Here is an 18,944-nt window from a genome sequence, read left to right as displayed (position 1 = left end):
AAGAAGCAAAAAAAGAAAAACGCATTAATATGTGGACAACGCTATGCGTTGCCCACATATTAACACGACAAACAAACAACAAATATTCATTTGTAATGAAAAAAAACAATCCCGCAGTAGCTTTATGGAGAAGTCCTGATAAAAGCAGTACTATTGTAAATCCATTTCAGGATTACCGTACTGCTGTCAATCTATTGCAGGACGAATAAGNTACCGTACTGCTGTCAATCTATTGCAGGACGAATAAGAAAAACTGTAAACGTATTTCAGGACGAGTCAAGGGAGCGAGCGGAAGTCGGGCACACCCGACTTTTCCGCTCGCCCTGCGGGGCTAACGCGGTTTTGCGTATACCTGCGGTATACTTTCCCCCCGCTTTTATGCTACAGATAAAGAAAACAGTATACCTGGCGGTATACTCAATATTGCAATTTGAACGAACCTATGAGCAAGGATGAAAATGTAAAAACGATCAGGTTCCCGGTGAAGACAGATGAAAAGATGGTACTCATTGCTAATAAATGCGGCCTTTCGAAGCTTGACCTGTTCGTGTTCATGGTGGACTATTTTTATAAGACCAAGAAAGACCCGAGGGACCTGAACGATGAGTTATTGAAAAATGCGATTAACAGGAAGACGGACAATATCGTTGCGTTTATCAGGACACAGGAGCAGGAACTTTTGATGCCTTTAAAGAAAGATTCGGAACGTATGATCAATTCGCAATTAAAGATCGTGGATCATTTTAACCAATATATCATCGCGCATAACAAAGAACAGAAAGAAGCTTATGCAGCCCAAAGGAAAGCAATTGGAGAGATCGTGAAATACCTGCAAATCATAGATAGACTGCAATTGGAGAAAAGAAACCTGAAAGCCCGATTCAAATCTATCCTGGATCATTATGTTTCCCAGCGGGAAAATTTAAATGTATTTGCGAAGCAGGCAGATAAGGATGAGCTGGTTCGCTTTGCAAAGGAACAGTTGGAAAACCTGTGACAGCCATCATGATGCAGCGCGTAGACGATTATAGTATTTACACTAATCAAGAAATAAATGCACATCAATATCACGACAAGCGAAAGCGGAAATAATAAAGGCAGCAGCAGCCAGCTGGTGGCGTACCTGGAAAAAGAGAACCGTATAGCCGAAGCACAGGATAAGCATTATAAGCCTGAGTATTGGTTCAACCACGAACGGGATAATATCCAGCCCTATGAGGTGAGGTCAGGCATTGATAATAATGTAGCCAAGCTTTCAAAAGACGATGCCAAGTTTTTCCTGATCAACATCAGTCCGAGTGAAAAAGAGTTATTGTACCTGAAAGAGAGGTTTGGAAAGGATGGTGCAAAGGACTATTTAAAAGCTTACGCCAATGAGGTGATGGATGCTTATGCTAAAAACTTTAAGCGTGACCGGGTGGAAGGTAACCAGGACCTGGTTTATTATGCTAAGCTGGAAAACAACCGGTATTTCACTTACAAAGATCTGGAGGTGAGAAAAGGCAAGGCCAACAGAGGCGATATCAAACCGGGAGAGCAGATGCATGTTCAGGTCATTGTCAGCAGGAAGGATGCCAGTAATACGATCAAGTTAAGCCCGTTGAATAATTCAAAAGGGACGAACGCAGAACATAGTAAGATTGTCGGGCAGTTTGACCGAGTCGCTTTTAAGCAGTCGGCAGAGTTGATTTTTGACAAGATGTTTAATTATGAAAGGGAAGTCAAAGAATCGTTTGAATACGCGAATGCGATGAAACATGGAAGCTATGAACAAAAGGTTGAGTTCAGGGAAAAGCAAAGGGTGCAGGAGTCCGGTAAAATGTTCCAGCAAAGCCATGGCAAGGGGATCATCGATGTATTGCTTGATGGTGCCGCCAAAAACTACGGGCCGCCGACAGTGGATGATGGACGGAGGCGCAAAAAGAAAAGAAGACCGGGACAGGATTATGATCGGGGACAACAGCTGTCTCGCTAATTGAAGACCGTGAGGCCATGCGGCTGCGGCAGGCAGCTGCATTACACCACGCGCTTTGCTCCGGGGTCCATTACGCTGCCAGCCTCGCCGCCGCTCGTGCAGGAGTGTATTCGTTCTTCATACACACCTGCCTTTCCCGCCCGCAGGTTATCGGTTAGTCACAGCTCCGCAGTCACAAAGTTAGCTACGCAGGAAAACTGTCAAGGCTATGTAAAACGGCAACTTCCGGTCCTTGACAGTTTCCATGCTAACAGCACCGGTTATTTAAGCAAATAAGCAGATCGGGCGGCCATGGGCGGCTTGTATCAGGAGTATGTGATTCGCTTTTTTCGTTAAGAAGTCGGTCCACCCAACTAGACTTTTTAAATAAAAGTTGTCGACCCGTTTTTTATGTCACTGTGGTGCGAAATTTTTTAGTCTATTGCACTTTAACAGATGAGATAATATCGTTAGCACTCGGACTTAGACCTGCCAGACTCGACTTATCACTGGTGATAGTCCATGATGTACCCGAAAAATTATCGTCAGAATAGAGGATCACCGTACGTCCCGGCGGCACTTTTACCGATGATGCCCAATCGTTAGGTACGCCTTTGGCTGCAAGCTGGGCCAGGGTGTAGGTACCCACCTGTAACGGCTGCCCCATACCGCCGCTGTAATTGGTATCCTGGTAAAATATTACCCCGTTAAAAGGTGTAGGTTCGGCAGTGGTGTATGGGATCTGGCCTTTCAGCATTTTGCCCCCGTCGTTCACCAGGCGCAGGTAAAAATCAGATGACACATGGGTGCCATCGGCATCGAGCGTTAGAAAATATTTGCCAGCCGGTATCATCGAGGCATCTTCGGCTACTTTAAAAATGGATGTTGCCTCGTTCAATTCATCAAACATGGCAATGTAGGCACTGGTAACACCCGCGTTTCTGAAAGTGGCGAATTGCGCCCATAAGAAATCGCCATGATTGCGCGGGAACTGATTTTGGGCTGATGCAGGGCCATTGGTATTGTAAAACGCCGTTCCGGGGTAGGCGCAGGGTTGGTAATCCATGCCGTTAGCGTTACAAAAATCACGGTCGCCGGTTACCCATGGCGCATAACTGGCATCTACAGCCCTACCCACGGCCCAGCCCGATACCATGTTAAAGGCTTTGTAAGCGTTAATGAAGCCCGCCTTCGAATCGCCTGTGCCGGTGCGCCATTGCCCCGGCACCGAGCCGATCACATAACAGCCCTGCGCTTTAAAAAAGTTGATCAGATCCAGCGCATCTGTTACGCTTGATGGGTGGGAGGCATAGCCCAGGCCATAAATGCTTACTACCGGTTTGCCGTTTTGTTTGGCGTAGGCAGTTGATGTTAAAAGGTTAAGACTGCCTGCAATGGTATTGGTCCAGTCGTTTTTTATGGCAGTAAGGTCGCCCCAGCCCGAGGCATCGTACATAATGTAAAACTTACGGCCGTAGGTTTCGGCAGCGGTACGCACCTTGCCGGCCATGCCATCGCGTTGTGCTTTGATGGTACTGCCCGGCGAGATCTCGTTGGCAAAACGTTGCAGTGCGGCACAATCAATACCATATTGCTGCATCCACTTAAAGTGTGTATTAACGGTAGATTGATCATACGATGAAAACATTTTGGCAGGCAGGCCATTGCCCAAATTTCCGGTATATCCCGGTTGGCCAACACCGGCCTGGCTAAATGGTGTACCCGAATACGTATTGGTGTACTCGCGGGTATCGGGCCACATTTCCAGGTTGTCGTGTCCCCATGAGTTAAGCGGTGAGCCATCACCGGCGGCAGAAAACCAACCCTGGTAGCCTACCGTAATTTTTCCTACCACATCACCAACAGGCGAACCGTCAATTTGAGTTTTTCCTGTTGAAGTTTCCGGGTTATTGATGGGCTGATTTTTTTTACAGCTAAAAACTAAGGGCATTAATGCCGCGCAACAAATAATTAAAGTTTTTTTCATAATAGCTAATAATTGGTGATACTGTTTCCGGCGGACCGGGGATGCCCGACCGGCAAATAAATTTTGTTGAATAAAACGGCAGGCACTATCCTTGCGTGCCATTTGGACGTTGTTCATTCTTTTACCATAGGCTGATGTAAGGTTTAATTGGTTTATAATGGGAAATTTTTCCGGTGGTTAGCCCGGTTATCTGAAACCAAATCTCTGCAAGGAAATTAATTTTTAATTAATTATTGATTAGGCGGTAAACTTTAGTTTGATTTATTTATCCGGGTGCTTTTTATTGATATTTTTGGAGTATTTAGGCTCCATTAGTTCATAATTAAGTTTTTGTTAATCATCTCTGTGAACTTCGAAACGGTGTATCAACCAACACCTGTTAAAACCGTAAACTATGAGAAGAACAAAAATTACTTTATGCATTTGTATGGCGCTTTGCTTTTTTGCAATGGCAAAAGCGCAAAACAAACATGCCAAAACAACATTGTACCCCAACTACAAAGGGTTGGTAATGGCCGGCTACCAGGGATGGTTCAGGGCCGAAGGTGACGGCAGCGGGGCACCCCATTTTGCTTATGGCAACGAACAACGATCGGGCATTGATATGTGGCCTGATGTAAACGAGTACGCAAAAACATATTCAACCCCATTTAAACAGGCGGATGGGCAACCGGCAAAGTTTTTCAGCTCGGTAGATAAAAGTACGGCCGATCTGCATTTTAAATGGATGCAACAGTATGGTGTTGATGGCGTATTTATGCAGCGCTTTTTCGACAACGCCCGTCCCGAAAACCGTAAGGATGATAAAGTTTTTCGTAACGCTTTCGAAGCTGCGTCAACCTACAAAAGGGCTATTGCTGTAATGTATGATTTGTCGGGCCTTGCAGGTAAAGGTGAGGATTGTTCAACCTTGATTGACGATTGGAAATACCTGGTTGATGAACTAAAAGTAACCAACCCCAAGGGAACAAACACTTACCTGTATCATAACGGCAAGCCGGTGGTAACCATCTGGGGCGTTGGTTTTCCGGATAGGCCATACAATATCCGCAATATCGGTATTGAGCGTTTTATTGATTTTTTAAAAAACGATCCGGTTTACGGTGGCTGCGCGGTAATGTTGGGCGTGCCCAACTCATGGCGTACCCTTCGGGCTGATTGTATTAATGATCCTTATTTACACGATATTGTTAAAAGGTGCGATATCGTACTCCCCTGGAGCGTACAACGCTACTCGCCGTTGCTGCATAACGATATGGACAGATACCGCGATGATGTGATTGACGATATTAAATGGTGCCGCGATAACCATCTGGATTATGTGCCTTGTGTGTACCCCGGTTTCAGCTGGCACAACCTGAGCCAGTATGAATTTCCGGATGATGTAAAGCCGGTTGGCTCTATCCCACGGCAGGGTGGCAGGTTTTACTGGCAAATGTTATCAACCGCAATATCTGCCGGCGCCGAGATGATCTATGTGGCCATGTTTGATGAGGTGAACGAAGGGACCGCGATATTTAAAGGATCAGATAATCCGCCTAAGGTAGCAGATGATACCGGCACAGCTTTTATCAATATGGATGGAAAACCATCTGATACTTATTTATGGCTAACCGGCGAAGCAGCTAAAATATTACGCCACGAAAAACCGCTGGTATATAAAATGCCCGAGCGAAAGTAAAAGCAAATAGCCGGCTACACGAAGGCTATTACCAATTTAGGTGATAGCCTTTCTTGTTTTAAAACGGCATGCATCCGGTTTTAAAAGATTAATATACGTGGTTCGCTACACTAAGTAAATTAATTGCGCGATTTTGATGTTTTTAAATGATTTGATAATCAGCTTTTTAAAATCGATTAATAAAAATTATTCCAACTAATTCAATATTAACTTTTTATTAATTACTGCAAATTTCTTTGGGGTTATAATCAACTATAACCAGTTAACCAAAATTATGTACTATGAAGAAAATTTTATTATTGCTATTGGCATGGTGCCTCTCGGTGCCGTTGTTTGCGCAAGACGTACCGATAACCGGTAAAGTCATTGATCAATCGGGCGAACCGCTGATTGGCGCATCTGTAAAAGTAAAGGGAAGTAGCCAGGGCGTGGTTACCGATACCAAAGGTGCCTTCACCTTAAAAGTAGCCGACCCCGAAGGTACCCTTACGGTTAGCTACATCGGGTATAACACGCTCGATGTTGATCTGAAAAACAACCGTACTATCATCATAACGTTAACGGCGCAGCAGGGCAGCCTCGATGAAGTAGTAGTGGTAGCTTATGGCACACAGAAGCGTGCCAATCTCACCGGCGCGGTATCAACCGTGGTTGCAAAAGATCTTGTTAAAAACTCCAATAATGATGTTACAAATACCTTAACTGGTCGTGCGCCGGGTGTAAGGGTAGCGCAGTTATCGAGTCAGCCGGGTAAGTTTGATAGCCAGATCGATATCCGTGGGTTCAGTTATGTCGATCCTAACGATGTGGAAGGTAATCAGCAGGGCGGTCCGTTGTTTATCATCGACGGGGTACAGCGCGATAAATCAGGCTTCGATCACCTCGACCCGAATGAGATAGAAAGCGTGAGTGTTTTGAAAGATGCAACCGCAGCTATTTACGGTGTTAAGGCCGCTAATGGTGTTATCCTCGTTACCACCAAAAAAGGCAAACAAGGAGCCATACAGGTTGCTTACACCATGCACCTCGGCAAACAGTTTATCACCAAGTATCCCGAACTATCAAGCGCCTACCAGTATGCCACGCTTTTTGATGAGCAGCAGATCAATAATTTCATCAGTGGAAATCAGCAGATAACACCGCCGCAATTCACCCCGCAGCAAATTGAAGATTTCCGCACGGGTAAAACGCCAAGCACCGATTTCCTGAAAGCCATCCTAAATAACTCCACCTCGCAGCAGCAGCATAATGTCACTGTTAGCGGAGGTAATGAAAAGTTAAGGTTTTTTGTATCGGGTGGTTATTTTGATGAGGGCGGTTTGCTCAAAACCGATATCGAATACGGTAAAAAATACAACTTCCGTACCGCTATTGACGGGCAGTTAGGCAAAGGGTTAACCTTCGGCATTAACTTGGGCTTAAACAATGTGATGAGCAAAAGCCCTAACGTGGCTATCTGGTCACTCATGAAAAATGCGTGGTCAATCAGTCCTACACAATCGCTTTACTCAAACGGCGATCCCCGTTACCTTAACCAGTTTTACAACCAGCCTAATGACAACCCGCTGGGTCAGATCAGCGAAGATCTGGCCGGTTACAATAAAACCAATGATAAGGCGCTTACCTCAACCTTCACTTTAAATTATGTGCTCCCTTTTGTTGAAGGCTTAAGTGTAAAAGGCCTTTTTGCTTATGATAATAGCTACACCTTTAACCGCAGTTTCCGCAAGCAGTTTTACCAGTACCAGTACGATAATACCACGCAGTTGCAAACCGCGTTTTCGCACCAAGGTCCATCGCAGTTGAACGAATATTTCGGCCAGGGAATCACTAATGATTTGCAATTGTCGCTGAATTATAGTCATCGTTTTGGCAAAAGCAATGTATCCGGCTTATTAATCTACGAACAGATTTATCGCCAGGGTAACAGCAACAACGCTCAAACTCAATTCGTGATCGATGCTATTGATCAGCTTGCCGCGGGTGACCGTGCTACTGATGTGGTTGGTTCAGGCTATAGCCAAAGCGGTAACCGCAGCTATGCCGGTAAATTTAATTACGATTATGCCGGCAAATACCTGGCTGAGTTTGGCTTCAGGGAGGATGGCTCATCCTACTTTCCATCTAAAAGCCGCTGGGGATTTTTCCCTTACGGCTCGGTAGGCTGGCGCATCTCTGAAGAGCCATTCATTAAAAATAAGCTGAAGTTTGTAGATAATATCAAACTAAGGGCAACCTATGGTAAAGAAGGCGATGACCAGGCGGCTGCGAATACCTTCGCCTATTTAACAGGGTATATCTATCCAAGTTCTGGCTCAGGTTCGTTAGCCGGTTCTGTGTTCGGATCGGGATTTGTGAAAGGTGTTGATTTTAAAAATGCCGCCAATGCCAATATCACCTGGTATACTTCTACCCAAACAGATATCGGTTTGGACTTCTCGCTGTGGAATGGTAAGCTTTCTTTCGAGGGCGATGTTTTCCGCAGGGAACGGAGCGGTTTGTTAGGTTCGCCTATCTCCAACATTCCCGGCACTTACGGTGTAAACCTGCCCCAGGTAAACCTCAACGGAGATCGCACACAAGGCTTCGAGATTGTATTGGGTCACCACAGTAAAATAGGCGCTCTTGATTTTTCTGTATCGGGCAATATGTCTTACGCGCGTACCCAAAACCGCTACATCGAACAAACGCCGGCCAGCAGCGATGCCGATAATTACCGTAATAAAACGGCATATCGTTATAATGATATTGTGTGGGGTTATAAAGTTGCGGGTCAGTTCCAGAATTTCCAGGAGATTTACGCAGCGCCTATCCAGGATGGTGCAGGCAATCGCAGCCTGCTCCCCGGAGATTTAAAATATGTTGACCTTAATGGCGACGGCATTATAGATGGTAAAGACCAAACAGTTATTGCACGAAACGGGGGTAAGCCGGCAATTTACTTCGGTACTAATTTTGAGCTGGGTTATAAAGGTTTTGATTTTTCGATGCTGATACAGGGGGCTACCATGTACTCGGTATCATATCTCGATCAACTTTCACGCCCTTTCTACTTTCAATATGCTAACCCGGTTTCCGTTTTCGCAGATAGGTGGCACCGCCAGGATATTTTTGATCCCAACAGCCCCTGGGTGCCGGGCAGATTTCCTTCAACCGGTCAGCGCCAAAACTATAAGGATGGTGTGCCTAACTCGTTCAGCACTTTTGATGCAAGCTACGTGCGTATCAAAAGCATTGAGCTGGGGTATACTTTCAGCAAAAAACTGTTGAGCAAAATAGGTATCAGCCGCTTCAGGGTGTTTGCCAATGCTTACAACCTGTACACCTTTACCGGTAAAGGCCTTGATTTTATCGATCCTGAATCATCAGGCACGCGCCTTTACAGTTATAGCTATCCTATCACCCTTAATGTTAACGCAGGTGTACAGGCAACTTTTTAAACCCGATATCATGAAAAATATAAAATATATCATCGCGATTTTTGTGCTGGCGGGATTAAGTGCCTGCCGCAAAAACCTGCTCGACGTGCAGCCAACCACGCTGCTTACCAAAGACCAGATTTACGGAAGCCCGGCCGGGGTAACGGCCTATTTCGCTTCTCTGTATAAAGATATGCCTATAGAGGATTACTCCTTCTGCAACGGTCGTTTCGGTCAGTTCCCGGGCGACGGGCATCAATATACTGCCAACTGGAGCGACGAGGCTTTCAACTCCAACAATGCCGGTATCAACGAAGAGAACTGGGGCAACCTGTACAAGGCTATCCGCAATGTAAATACTTTTATACAGGAGATAGCCACCGTAACCAATGTAGACGAGCCGACTAAAAAACGCTACTCGGCTGAAGCACATTTTGTTAGGGCTTACTATTATTTCGGGCTGGTGAAATATTACGGAGGTGTACCTATCCTCACCGAACCGCCAACGGACCCGAACGCTTTGCTTAAACAGCCCCGCAACAAGGAAGAGGAAGTTTGGGACCTGATTAAAAATGACCTTGATCAGGCCGCCGCCGATTTACCCGAAACCAGCGATTACGGCCGTGCAAATAAATACGCCGCCCTCGCGCTGGAATCGCGCGCGATGCTGCATGCCGGTTCGATCGGTAAATTTGGTACCGTACAGTTGGGTGGTGTAGTAGGGGTTAGCCAGGCTAAGGCTACCGAATATTTAACGGCTGCATACAACGCTGCTAAAACCATTATTACTGATGGCAAGTACAGCCTGTTTAATAAATACCCTACTGATCTGTCTAAAAACTTTCAATATCTGTTTTACGAGTGCAAACCCGGCGACTCGAACACCGAGGCCATCTTTTGCAAAGGTTATGATTATGCCGCTACCCAACGTACCCACTCGCAGGATTTAATGGTACTGCCCGATTATATCCGCTCGCCCATAGGTTACGATAACCGCCTGGAACCAACGCTCGACCTGGTTGAAAAATTTGAATCAAAAACCAGTACCGCGGGTGCCAATGAGCCATTAAATATTGGCACACCTGCCAATTATGTACACTACCCAACCTTAAGCGGCCCTTTCGAAAATAAAGACCCAAGGCTGATGGGTACTGTGGTAGTTACCGGTACATCATTCCGTGGTGCTACCATTACCGGGCAGCGCGGGGTTATTTATAATAACAAGGAGTACAATGGCAACCAGGTGTTGCAGTATTTTGATGTGAGTACTCAGTCATTCACTTTAACGCCAACCAATGTGGTAGGCACAGGCAATTCTAATTCAAACTCGCTTACCTTCTGGCTTAAAAAATGGACCGACCCTATTACCGATCGTAACTTGCTGTACGATTATTCTTCGCGCACGTCCTGGATCGATCTGCGTTACGGCGAAGTATTGCTGAACTATGCTGAAGCATCATTTGAGTTGGATAAAGACCCATCCGAAGCTTTGGGCGCTGTGAACCAGTTACGCGGAAGGGCTGGAGTTGCATTACTTACCTCTATCAGCCGCGATAAGATCAGGCACGAGCGGATGGTTGAACTTTCGTTCGAGAATCGCACTTTTTGGGATTATGTAAGATGGCGTACGCTCACTACCGAATTTAACATCAGGCAGGAAAATGGCCTTGACATTTATTACGATATAAACACCAAAGACTATGTGTTTAAAAAAGTACCTGTAGGCGGCGGAAAAACTTACCAGGCCCGTAATTATTACTCGCAGATACCGGGCGGGGAACGTTCCCTGAACACGGCACTTATTGATAACCCCGGCTATTAAAAAATATTGAAAATCATGAGATCATCAATCATATACACATTAATTCCATGCATGCTGCTTTTTTACGCTGGATGCAAAAAATACGATAACTACACAGCGCCTGATGCCGGCGTATACGGTAAAGTAACTGATGCGCAAACCGGAGGTGGTATTGAAACCAAACAACCTGGCGGCGGCGATATTAGGTTTTTGCAAAATAACAAGGCCAAATATCCAAGTCCACAGCCTATTGATATATCCATCAAGGCAGATGGATCATACTCGGCTACGCAGTTTTTTGCAGATAACTATAAGGCTTTCCCATTAAACGGGCCATTTATGTACGCGGGTGATTCGGTTAGCGTAGTATTGAACCATAACCAAAAAACGCAGCTCGATTTTAAGGTGATCCCTTTTTACCGCATAACCGCGGCTGTTGCCGATAGCACGTTCAGCTATACGGTAAACAAAGCCCCCGAGAACAATTCGAAGCTGATTGAGCTGATATTCATGGTAAGCAAGGACCCCGTGGTGAACGAAGCCGTAAGCTCGAATGTAGCCGGACCGGGTACTTACTACGCCAACCTGTGGAAAGTACCTACCGATGGCACACCGGATGCTTCCATTGTTGATAAGCCGCAAACCTTTACTTTCCACTGGGCGGATACAAGGTTGCCTAAAGGCGAGTATTATTTCAGGATGGGTGCAAGGGCTGCCAACTCGCCTAACTCAACCTATAATTATAGCCCGGTGGTTAAGGCTACAGTGCATTAATACTATTTCAACACCCAATTACAGCCTGTCAAGACTTACGAGGTTTTTAAAACTTCGTAAGTCTGAACTGATTAGATAAAACCTCATAACCACCACGTCATTATAAGGTACGAAGCAACCCCAACTATACAGGGCGAATCTGCATAGCTTCTGCTTATAGGGGATTGCTTCGTACCTTATAATGACGTTTTTTTAACCGCTTTCCCCAAAATTTCAACCCGCCCATCCGGATTGATCACGCTATGAAAAAGAAACTATTACTGCTAACCCTGTTTACCACAATCGCGCTGCAAACTTTTAGCCAGCGTTTACAATACACGGGCGTATTTGCCCCATCTACCGGCTTTGTAAAAGATGCCGAAAAATCTTATCGCCAGGAACTAAGCCTCAATGGCTCATGGCAATTTCAGCCGGCACAATTGCCTGCCGGTTTCCGTGAAGGGAATGGTCCTGCACCTGCATTGCCCGCCATGCAGCCCGATCAATGGGATAAAGCCATCATCCGTATTCCATCCCCCTGGAACGTGAATAGCTTTGCCGATGAACACGGTCAGGGCGGCGATTTTCGCACCTTTCCATCATACCCCAAAGAATGGGAACATATAAAAATGGGCTGGCTGCGGCGCAAGTTCAGTGTACCTGCTAACTGGAATGGTAAACGCCTGCTATTACATTTCGAAGCAGTGGCCGGTGATGCACGGATTATGATAAATGGTAAGCCTGCCGGGAAGCATTTTGGTATCTTTCTGCCTTTTGATTTAGATGTGACTTCTTTGGTAAAGTTTGGCGCTGAAAATGAAATAGCTGTAGGCGTTAGGAAGGCATCGTTATTTGATAAAAATGGCAACTATGGCAGGCGTACTTACCAGGCGGGGTCATTCTGGGGGCAGCATGTCGCGGGCATCTGGCAAGATGTTGCGCTGGTTGCAGTTCCGCAGGTGTATGTTAAAGATGTTTTTGTGAAGCCGGACGTACAAGGCGATCATCTTGCTGCCGAGATCACCATAAAAAACGATGGCGAACGGGATGCAAACATCACGGTAGATGCCGGAGCCTATAAATGGCAGGCTGATAATCCTGCCGATGCCGCCGAGCCCGCAGGTAAACTTGCAACGGCCTCTGCCTTGGATATATCGGCTGTGAAAGTTAAAGTTCCGGCGCATACCGAGAAAGTAATAACGCTTAATTCGCTGGTAGGTGATAAGCTTGCGCGCTGGTCGCCGGATGAGCCTAATTTGTATGCTTTGCTGGTCCGTGTTAACAATGGTAAGCAATTGGTGGATACTCGCTACACCCGCTTTGGCTGGCGTACCGTAAGCATTAACGGTGGGCAGGTGTTGATGAACGGCAAACCCATAATTATGCGGGGCGATTCGTGGCACTTCCTGGGTATCCCGCAGATGACGCGACGTTATGCCGTGGCCTGGTTTAAAGCCATGCGCGATGCCGGATTAAATACCGTGCGTTTACATGCCCAACCATATCCATCGTTTTATATGGATGTGGCCGATGAGATGGGTATCATGGTTTTAGACGAAACCGCCATCTGGGCCAGTGATGGCGGCCCTAAAGTAGATGATCCGGACTACTGGAATGATACCAAATACCATGTAGCTGAACTGGTATTGCGCGATCGTAACCATCCGTCGGTATTTGGATGGAGCGTATCTAACGAGGTAATGCCCGTGGTGGTAAACGTAATGCGTAACCCTACCGGAATAAAAGATACCCTGATAAATTATTATGGTATCTGGGCCGATATCTGCCGCAAACTCGATCCAACCCGCGCCTGGATCTCGGCCGATGGTGAGGATGACGCCGAAGGTAAACTGCCTACCTACATCATCCACTACGGCGACCAGGGTACAATGGACCGTGCCCGCAAAAGTGGCAAACCCTGGGGGGTGGGCGAAGCCGGAAACGCCTACTACGGTACCCCCGAACAGGTAGCCGAAACCAACGGCAACCGTGCATATGAGTCATTTTTGGGGCGAATGGAAGGCGTTGCGCAATCATCTTACCAAAACCTGATGCAGCAGCGCGAAAGGGAATCTATCTACAATAGTGTGTTTAACCTGGTTTGGTACGGCTTAAAACCTTTACCCATTGGCCTTACGGATAAAACCAAAGCTCCAACGCTTGAAGATGGCGTGTATTTTACAAATTATAAAGAGGATAGCCCCGGAGTGCAACCCGAGAGATTTGGTCCGTACAGTACCACGCTAAACCCTGGTTATGATCCTGCATTGCCACTTTATGAAACCTGGCCCTTATTTGATGCCATTAAAGCCGCAGCCGAAAATAAACCTTATGAGGTTGGTAAACCGGTTTTTAACCACGATGCTAAATCTGCGGTATCGGGTAACAATTCAACTGCAACAATTATAGGAGGGTCTGGTAGTTCATTAGCCGCCGATCTGAAAAGGCTGGGCGTTATTGAACAAAGCGGTAAAGCTAATCCGCGTATTTTATTTATTGATGGCAGCAACCCACCATCTGTACAAAGTAAATCAACTATTAATAAAGTGTTGGCAAGCGGAGGTACCGTACTGGTTTGGGGAGTAAACAGTACAGGAACCGAAGCATTGAACAAACTGTTGCCCGCCACAATAGCAGTTACAGAGCGTAAAAGTTCATCATTATTGCCGGTGTCTGCCGATGGTATAACCAACGGCATAGACGCAGCCAATATGTATTTTTCTGAACTCAACCCAGCTGATATAATTAGCAATGGTTTGGATGGCGAACTGGTTAAACAAAGCAAAATATTATTAACCGCAAACAACACCGATTGGCAAAAATGGAACAAGCAGGCCGAGTACGCCAAAACGGCTATGGTGGTACGCTCCGAATTGGAAGCCAAACCATCGGGTGCCGCGATGATAGTTTATGAAAAAGGCGCCGGAAAGTTGGTTGTTACCACTTTGCCTGCCAACCCTAAACTGTTAAAGGGGATAAGGCTTATAAGGCGATTACTCGGTAATGCCGGAGTAGCCCTGGCCGAAGGAGCTGATGGCAGCGTGTTGAGTAACAATGGCAATATTACAGGCGCGCTATACGCCGGTAACTTTACAGCACGATCGGCAGAGGAAGCAAAAATAAGGAACTTTGTTGATCCCGGAGCCGCTGATGAGATAAAAGATGGTTTAGAAATTCATCGCAAAATATGGACACCATTGCATGCCGATAAGGATGTTTTTGATCTCTCAGCCTTAGATGGCGGCGCAGCCAATGGCCGGCAGCAGGTGGCTTATTTAAGTTTCTGGGTATACAGTCAACGCTCACTCGAGGATTTGCTTGCCGAGCCTAATTTACCGGTTGTGAATTTACAGGTTAAAGCGGGCGGTAATGCTACGGTGTTTCTGAACGGTAAACAAATACTGGATACCGAAAATAACGGTGAAGCCAAAGAGCTTAAGCTAAAGCGGGGTTGGAACCATTTTTTAATCAAACTTGTGCGTAACGGCAGCAACTGGCAATTTGCTGCGAAGCTGGCATCCAACCAGCCAGAGTTTATTAAAACGTTAGCTTCGGCGGTGCAAAAGCCGTAGAAGAAAAAGTGGAAAAGTAAATACGTTTCTATCGCTGTTCGAAGTTTGGGACTTCGAACAGCATAAATTAACAGCCTCCCTTTTTACGAAAATCGAAATTCTTTCTTCCTTGCATGAATTTGCTATGTAGCATCGTGTTTTTAACTTAAATTTACCCATGCCATTTACCTATGGCTACCAATTTTAAGCGCTATTGCAGCAGCCAATTAATAAATAATTGTTTGGGATAAGCATGGGGAAGTTTTATTTGCCTTACATTAAAGTTGTTTTTATACTATTTTTTTGTCTTACGGGCTTCTATAGTCTTGCTCAAAATTATGGCTTAAGGTTTGCGAGCCATGAGGTGGTGCAGGATAAAAGAACATCACTTGAACTTAGTCCCGAAAAAGGTTTCTGCTTTAATGATAATTTCGAAATATCCTTTGATGTTTCTTTTTTTCGGGCATACAACGTTTACTTTGGCTACGTGGTGAGGATTATTTCTGATGATAAGCACAACTTCGACCTGGTTTATAACACCGCCAAAAATCATTTCGAACTGGTGACCGGTGATAAGGAACCGCAAATCAGTTTCGGCATCGATCAAAATGATCTCTACAATAAATGGAACCGGGTGCGGATATTGTTTGATGCCACTCATAATCGTTTACAGGTTTTTTCGGATGGAAAAACATATACACAGCAAAATATCTCCCTGAATAAAAACGCCTGTTACCATATTACATTTGGCACCAACAACCACGGCGAGTTTGAAACCACCGATGTACCGCCGATGAAGATCAGAGACATCCGCTTAGAACTGGGCGGGACGACCCAATACAAGTGGCCCCTGAACGAAACCGGTGGAACAATCGCTCACGAGCAACTAAAACACCAGGACGCTGCCATTATTAATCCCACTTGGGTATCATCCATGCACCAAAACTGGAGCAAAGCACAGGCTTTCACCGCCAATGGTATGGCCAGCGTTAGTTTTGATGCCGATAAGGAGGCCTTGCTGGTAATTGGAAGTGATACGGTTTATACTTATGATATTAACAGCGGCATAGTAAAAAAAAATCCGGCTGCTACAAAACTTAATCTCGTCCAGGGTAATCGGGCTATTTTTAATCCGTTGGATAAAAATTTATACAGTTTTTATACCGATGCCAAGCAAGCCGAAAAATTTGATTTTTATACCAATACATGGTCGGGTAATTTTAAGCCTGGGCAGGTAACGCGCTACTGGCACATTAATAAGATTATTTCGCAGCACGATTCATCTATGTATGTTTTCGGCGGATACGGTTACCTGCTTTACCATAACGAGGTACTTCAGTATCATTTTAATACCAATAAATGGGACAGCATTATTTATAAAGGCGATTTTTATATGCCCCGATATCTGGCCGCTACAGGCGCTACACCCAAGGGTGATACCGCCTACATACTGGGTGGCTATGGTAATGCCAGCGGAAAGCAGATCCTCACGCCAAAGTATATGTACGATATGATGCGCTACACTGTAAACGACCGTACATTCAAAAAACTTTTCGATATAGCGCCCCGCGGTACCGATGGGTTTACCTTCGCCAATTCGCTTATTATTGATCAGGACACCAAAAGCTACTACGGTTTGATTTTCCCGCGGCATATTTATAATTCTACATTAAAGCTTATTCACGGCTCGCTTAACAACCCAACTTATGAGCTGCTGGAAAGCGGGATCCCTTACAAGTTTCATGATGTACATTCGTTTGCCGATCTTTATTTTGCGCCCCGATCGGATAAATTTATAGCTGTTACGCTTTTGCGGAGCGATGCCGGTCAAACTCAGGTTGAGGTGTATACCCTGCTGGGGCCACCGCTTTTTCAAACAACGCAGGCCGGAAACGTGGGTACTAATCGAGCTTCGATGTTATGGGTAATTGTTGCTGTTATTGCGGTTGCCGGTGGAGGAATTTATTTAATCCGGAGAAAAGGAAAAAAAACAATGATACCAGTACCCGTGGAAACGCAACCAGCCGTAGTTGAATCTCACGTGGCACAAACACAGCCAACCAGCTATCATCCGGAAATTATAACAGACGAAGAACCGGAACCTGCACCTGCAGATCAACAACCGCTAAAAAATGCCATCCTGTTATTTGGCGACCTGCAGATATTTGATGCCCAGGGAGTAGAGATGACCAAACTGTTTACACCGCTTATTAAAGAGATGTTTTTGCTAATTTTGTTAAACACGATAAGGCTTGGCCGCGGCATAAGCTCCGAGCGGTTAAACGAAATGTTTTGGATAGATAAATCTGAAAAAAGTGCCAGGAACAACCGTTCGGTAAGTATCGTAAAGCTTAAAACACTGTTGGAGCGGATGGATCATTGTCAGCTATCTAAAGAAACAGGTAGTTGGACAATCGACCTTGACCCGGAATTGGTTTATGTTGATTATCGTAGCTATTTGAGCTTGGTTAAAAACAAGCGGAAGCTGAATAAAGAGAAGATCAAAGAGCTTTCAGGCATTACCCAACGTGGCCAGTTCCTTTCTAACAGCGATTATGAGTGGTTGGAAACGTTCAAATCCGAGATTTCGAACGATGTGATTAATACTTATCTCTATCACGCACGTTCGGGTGAGTTTAGCAACGATTCCGAATTTTTAATAGAACTGGCTAATTTCATTTTTTACTTTGATGCAGTTAATGAAGATGCCATGATGTTGAAGTGTAAAGCATTTTCGGCTTTAGGCAAGCACTCATTGGCCAAACATACATTCGAGAATTTCAGTAAAACCTACAAATCTATTTATGAGCGGGACTTTGAAAAGGATTTCCAAGTAATTTGTTCCTGATAAAGAACATCGGGCTTTGCTTACTACAACTGCAGCGATGCTATTCGCAAAGCGAAGACAGCTGCCAGCTTTTTGGAAGTGACGCTGGAACCGAGCTTTACCGAGGCGCTAATGTTATCCAGGAAAGCGAGAGGAAGGAAAAGGCGAAAGAAAAAATCCCGGGGACAGCAGGTATCGCGTTGAAACAGAGTGCTATTATAAATGGATATTTTCTTTGACAGATGGAGAAGCCATGCGGCTGCGGCAAGCTGCTTCATTACACCACGCGCTTCGCTGCGGGTTCCATTACGCCGCCAGCCTCGCCGCCGCTCGTGCAGGAGTGTAATCGTTCCTCATACACACCTGCCTTTCCAACCCTCAGGCTATGGGTTAGTCACAGCACCGCAGTCACAAAGATAGCTACGCAGGAAAATCGTCAAGGGTATATAAACCACGGCTATTGCCGTGGCCCTTGACAATTTTCCTGCTAACAGCTCCGGTTGTTTAAGCGGTGATATGACTGGGTGTACGCAGATCAAAAGTCGAGAACTATCCGGTTCGCGGCTTCTTTTTTTGCCTTGTCCATGACACGGGTATATCGCTGCGTTGTTTTAAGATGCCGGTGCTTTATTTGATGGAAATCAAAATAGCCAATTACCTTAGATTATTACCTTTAGTTGCTATACGTGAGGGGTCAGATTTTCATCGTGAAGGTAAAAAGTTAACAAGGAAAAAGATTATGAGGAGGAAAGTGTTGCTGGTTATCGTTGGAATAATTTTTTTAATTAATCTCCCTTGTTGGGACTTTTTCACTAAAGAAAGGTATAGCTACTGTAACGAGGATAGTTCGTTTATTTACACGGAGGAATGGACACAAAATTTCATTGCCTGTCAAAAGAGTTATGGTTGTTTCTTATCCATGCACCCTAAAAAAGATAGAGGCAATGTAACCCCTCCTAAAAACCGGACTG

11 protein-coding genes are annotated in these 18,944 nt (G+C 45.4%); 10 read left to right on the top strand and 1 reads right to left on the bottom strand.

Annotated elements, in window-relative coordinates; genetic code table 11:
- The 3 genes from DUL71_RS32485 to DUL71_RS31510 all read left to right on the top strand — a co-directional run.
- On the top strand, positions 1 to 209 hold a 209-nt coding region (locus DUL71_RS32485), incomplete at its 5' end, for a hypothetical protein (RefSeq protein WP_208645710.1).
- 233 nt (positions 210 to 442) lie between these two features.
- Positions 443 to 997, top strand: coding sequence for a BfmA/BtgA family mobilization protein (locus tag DUL71_RS31515; RefSeq protein WP_114941780.1), 555 nt, complete (start codon positions 443 to 445; stop codon positions 995 to 997).
- Positions 998 to 1,054: 57 nt separating this feature from the next.
- Positions 1,055 to 1,975 (top strand): DUF5712 family protein, encoded by a 921-nt coding sequence (locus tag DUL71_RS31510; RefSeq protein WP_114941779.1) that lies wholly within the window; start codon positions 1,055 to 1,057, stop codon positions 1,973 to 1,975.
- Between the two features lie 418 nt (positions 1,976 to 2,393).
- Here the strand turns inward: DUL71_RS31510 and DUL71_RS31505 are convergent, their stop codons facing one another.
- On the bottom strand, positions 2,394 to 3,941 hold the full coding sequence (locus DUL71_RS31505) for a hypothetical protein (protein ID WP_208645709.1): 1,548 nt from the start codon (positions 3,939 to 3,941) through the stop codon (positions 2,394 to 2,396).
- A 394-nt stretch (positions 3,942 to 4,335) separates the two neighbouring features.
- Here DUL71_RS31505 and DUL71_RS31500 point away from each other — a divergent pair, with 394 nt between their 5' ends.
- The 7 genes from DUL71_RS31500 to DUL71_RS32480 all read left to right on the top strand — a co-directional run.
- Positions 4,336 to 5,622 carry a glycoside hydrolase family 99 protein gene (locus DUL71_RS31500; RefSeq protein ID WP_114941778.1) on the top strand — a complete coding sequence of 429 codons (1,287 nt, stop codon included), beginning with the start codon at positions 4,336 to 4,338 and terminating at the stop codon, positions 5,620 to 5,622.
- Positions 5,623 to 5,903: 281 nt separating this feature from the next.
- Positions 5,904 to 9,062 (top strand): SusC/RagA family TonB-linked outer membrane protein, encoded by a 3,159-nt coding sequence (locus DUL71_RS31495; protein ID WP_114941777.1) that lies wholly within the window; start codon positions 5,904 to 5,906, stop codon positions 9,060 to 9,062.
- A gap of 10 nt (positions 9,063 to 9,072) precedes the next feature.
- Complete coding sequence (locus DUL71_RS31490; RefSeq protein ID WP_161964554.1) at positions 9,073 to 10,863, top strand: RagB/SusD family nutrient uptake outer membrane protein; 1,791 nt, start codon at positions 9,073 to 9,075, stop codon at positions 10,861 to 10,863.
- A gap of 51 nt (positions 10,864 to 10,914) precedes the next feature.
- On the top strand, positions 10,915 to 11,616 hold the full coding sequence (locus tag DUL71_RS31485) for a DUF3823 domain-containing protein (protein WP_161964553.1): 702 nt from the start codon (positions 10,915 to 10,917) through the stop codon (positions 11,614 to 11,616).
- 242 nt (positions 11,617 to 11,858) lie between these two features.
- A complete protein-coding gene (locus DUL71_RS31480) occupies positions 11,859 to 15,167 on the top strand; it encodes a glycoside hydrolase family 2 protein (protein WP_114941774.1) in 3,309 nt (1,102 codons plus the stop codon).
- Between the two features lie 232 nt (positions 15,168 to 15,399).
- Complete coding sequence (locus tag DUL71_RS31475; RefSeq protein WP_114941773.1) at positions 15,400 to 17,994, top strand: kelch repeat domain-containing protein; 2,595 nt, start codon at positions 15,400 to 15,402, stop codon at positions 17,992 to 17,994.
- A gap of 613 nt (positions 17,995 to 18,607) precedes the next feature.
- The coding region (locus tag DUL71_RS32480) for a hypothetical protein (protein ID WP_208645708.1) at positions 18,608 to 18,944 on the top strand (337 nt) is incomplete at its 3' end.

The sequence above is a fragment of the Mucilaginibacter endophyticus genome (assembly GCF_003351025.1).
Classification (GTDB): Bacteria; Bacteroidota; Bacteroidia; order Sphingobacteriales; family Sphingobacteriaceae; genus Mucilaginibacter; species Mucilaginibacter endophyticus.
This window is presented reverse-complemented; position numbering and strand designations above follow the sequence as displayed.

What these genes read in the sequence shown, in the direction of transcription:
- DUL71_RS31515 (WP_114941780.1), top strand. Translation starts at nt 443, where the DNA reads ATGAGCAAGGATGAAAATGTAAAAACGATCAGGTTCCCGGTGAAGACA.
- DUL71_RS31510 (WP_114941779.1), top strand. Translation starts at nt 1,055, where the DNA reads ATGCACATCAATATCACGACAAGCGAAAGCGGAAATAATAAAGGCAGC.
- DUL71_RS31505 (WP_208645709.1), bottom strand. Translation starts at nt 3,941, where the DNA reads ATGAAAAAAACTTTAATTATTTGTTGCGCGGCATTAATGCCCTTAGTT.
- DUL71_RS31500 (WP_114941778.1), top strand. Translation starts at nt 4,336, where the DNA reads ATGAGAAGAACAAAAATTACTTTATGCATTTGTATGGCGCTTTGCTTT.
- DUL71_RS31495 (WP_114941777.1), top strand. Translation starts at nt 5,904, where the DNA reads ATGAAGAAAATTTTATTATTGCTATTGGCATGGTGCCTCTCGGTGCCG.
- DUL71_RS31490 (WP_161964554.1), top strand. Translation starts at nt 9,073, where the DNA reads ATGAAAAATATAAAATATATCATCGCGATTTTTGTGCTGGCGGGATTA.
- DUL71_RS31485 (WP_161964553.1), top strand. Translation starts at nt 10,915, where the DNA reads ATGCTGCTTTTTTACGCTGGATGCAAAAAATACGATAACTACACAGCG.
- DUL71_RS31480 (WP_114941774.1), top strand. Translation starts at nt 11,859, where the DNA reads ATGAAAAAGAAACTATTACTGCTAACCCTGTTTACCACAATCGCGCTG.
- DUL71_RS31475 (WP_114941773.1), top strand. Translation starts at nt 15,400, where the DNA reads ATGGGGAAGTTTTATTTGCCTTACATTAAAGTTGTTTTTATACTATTT.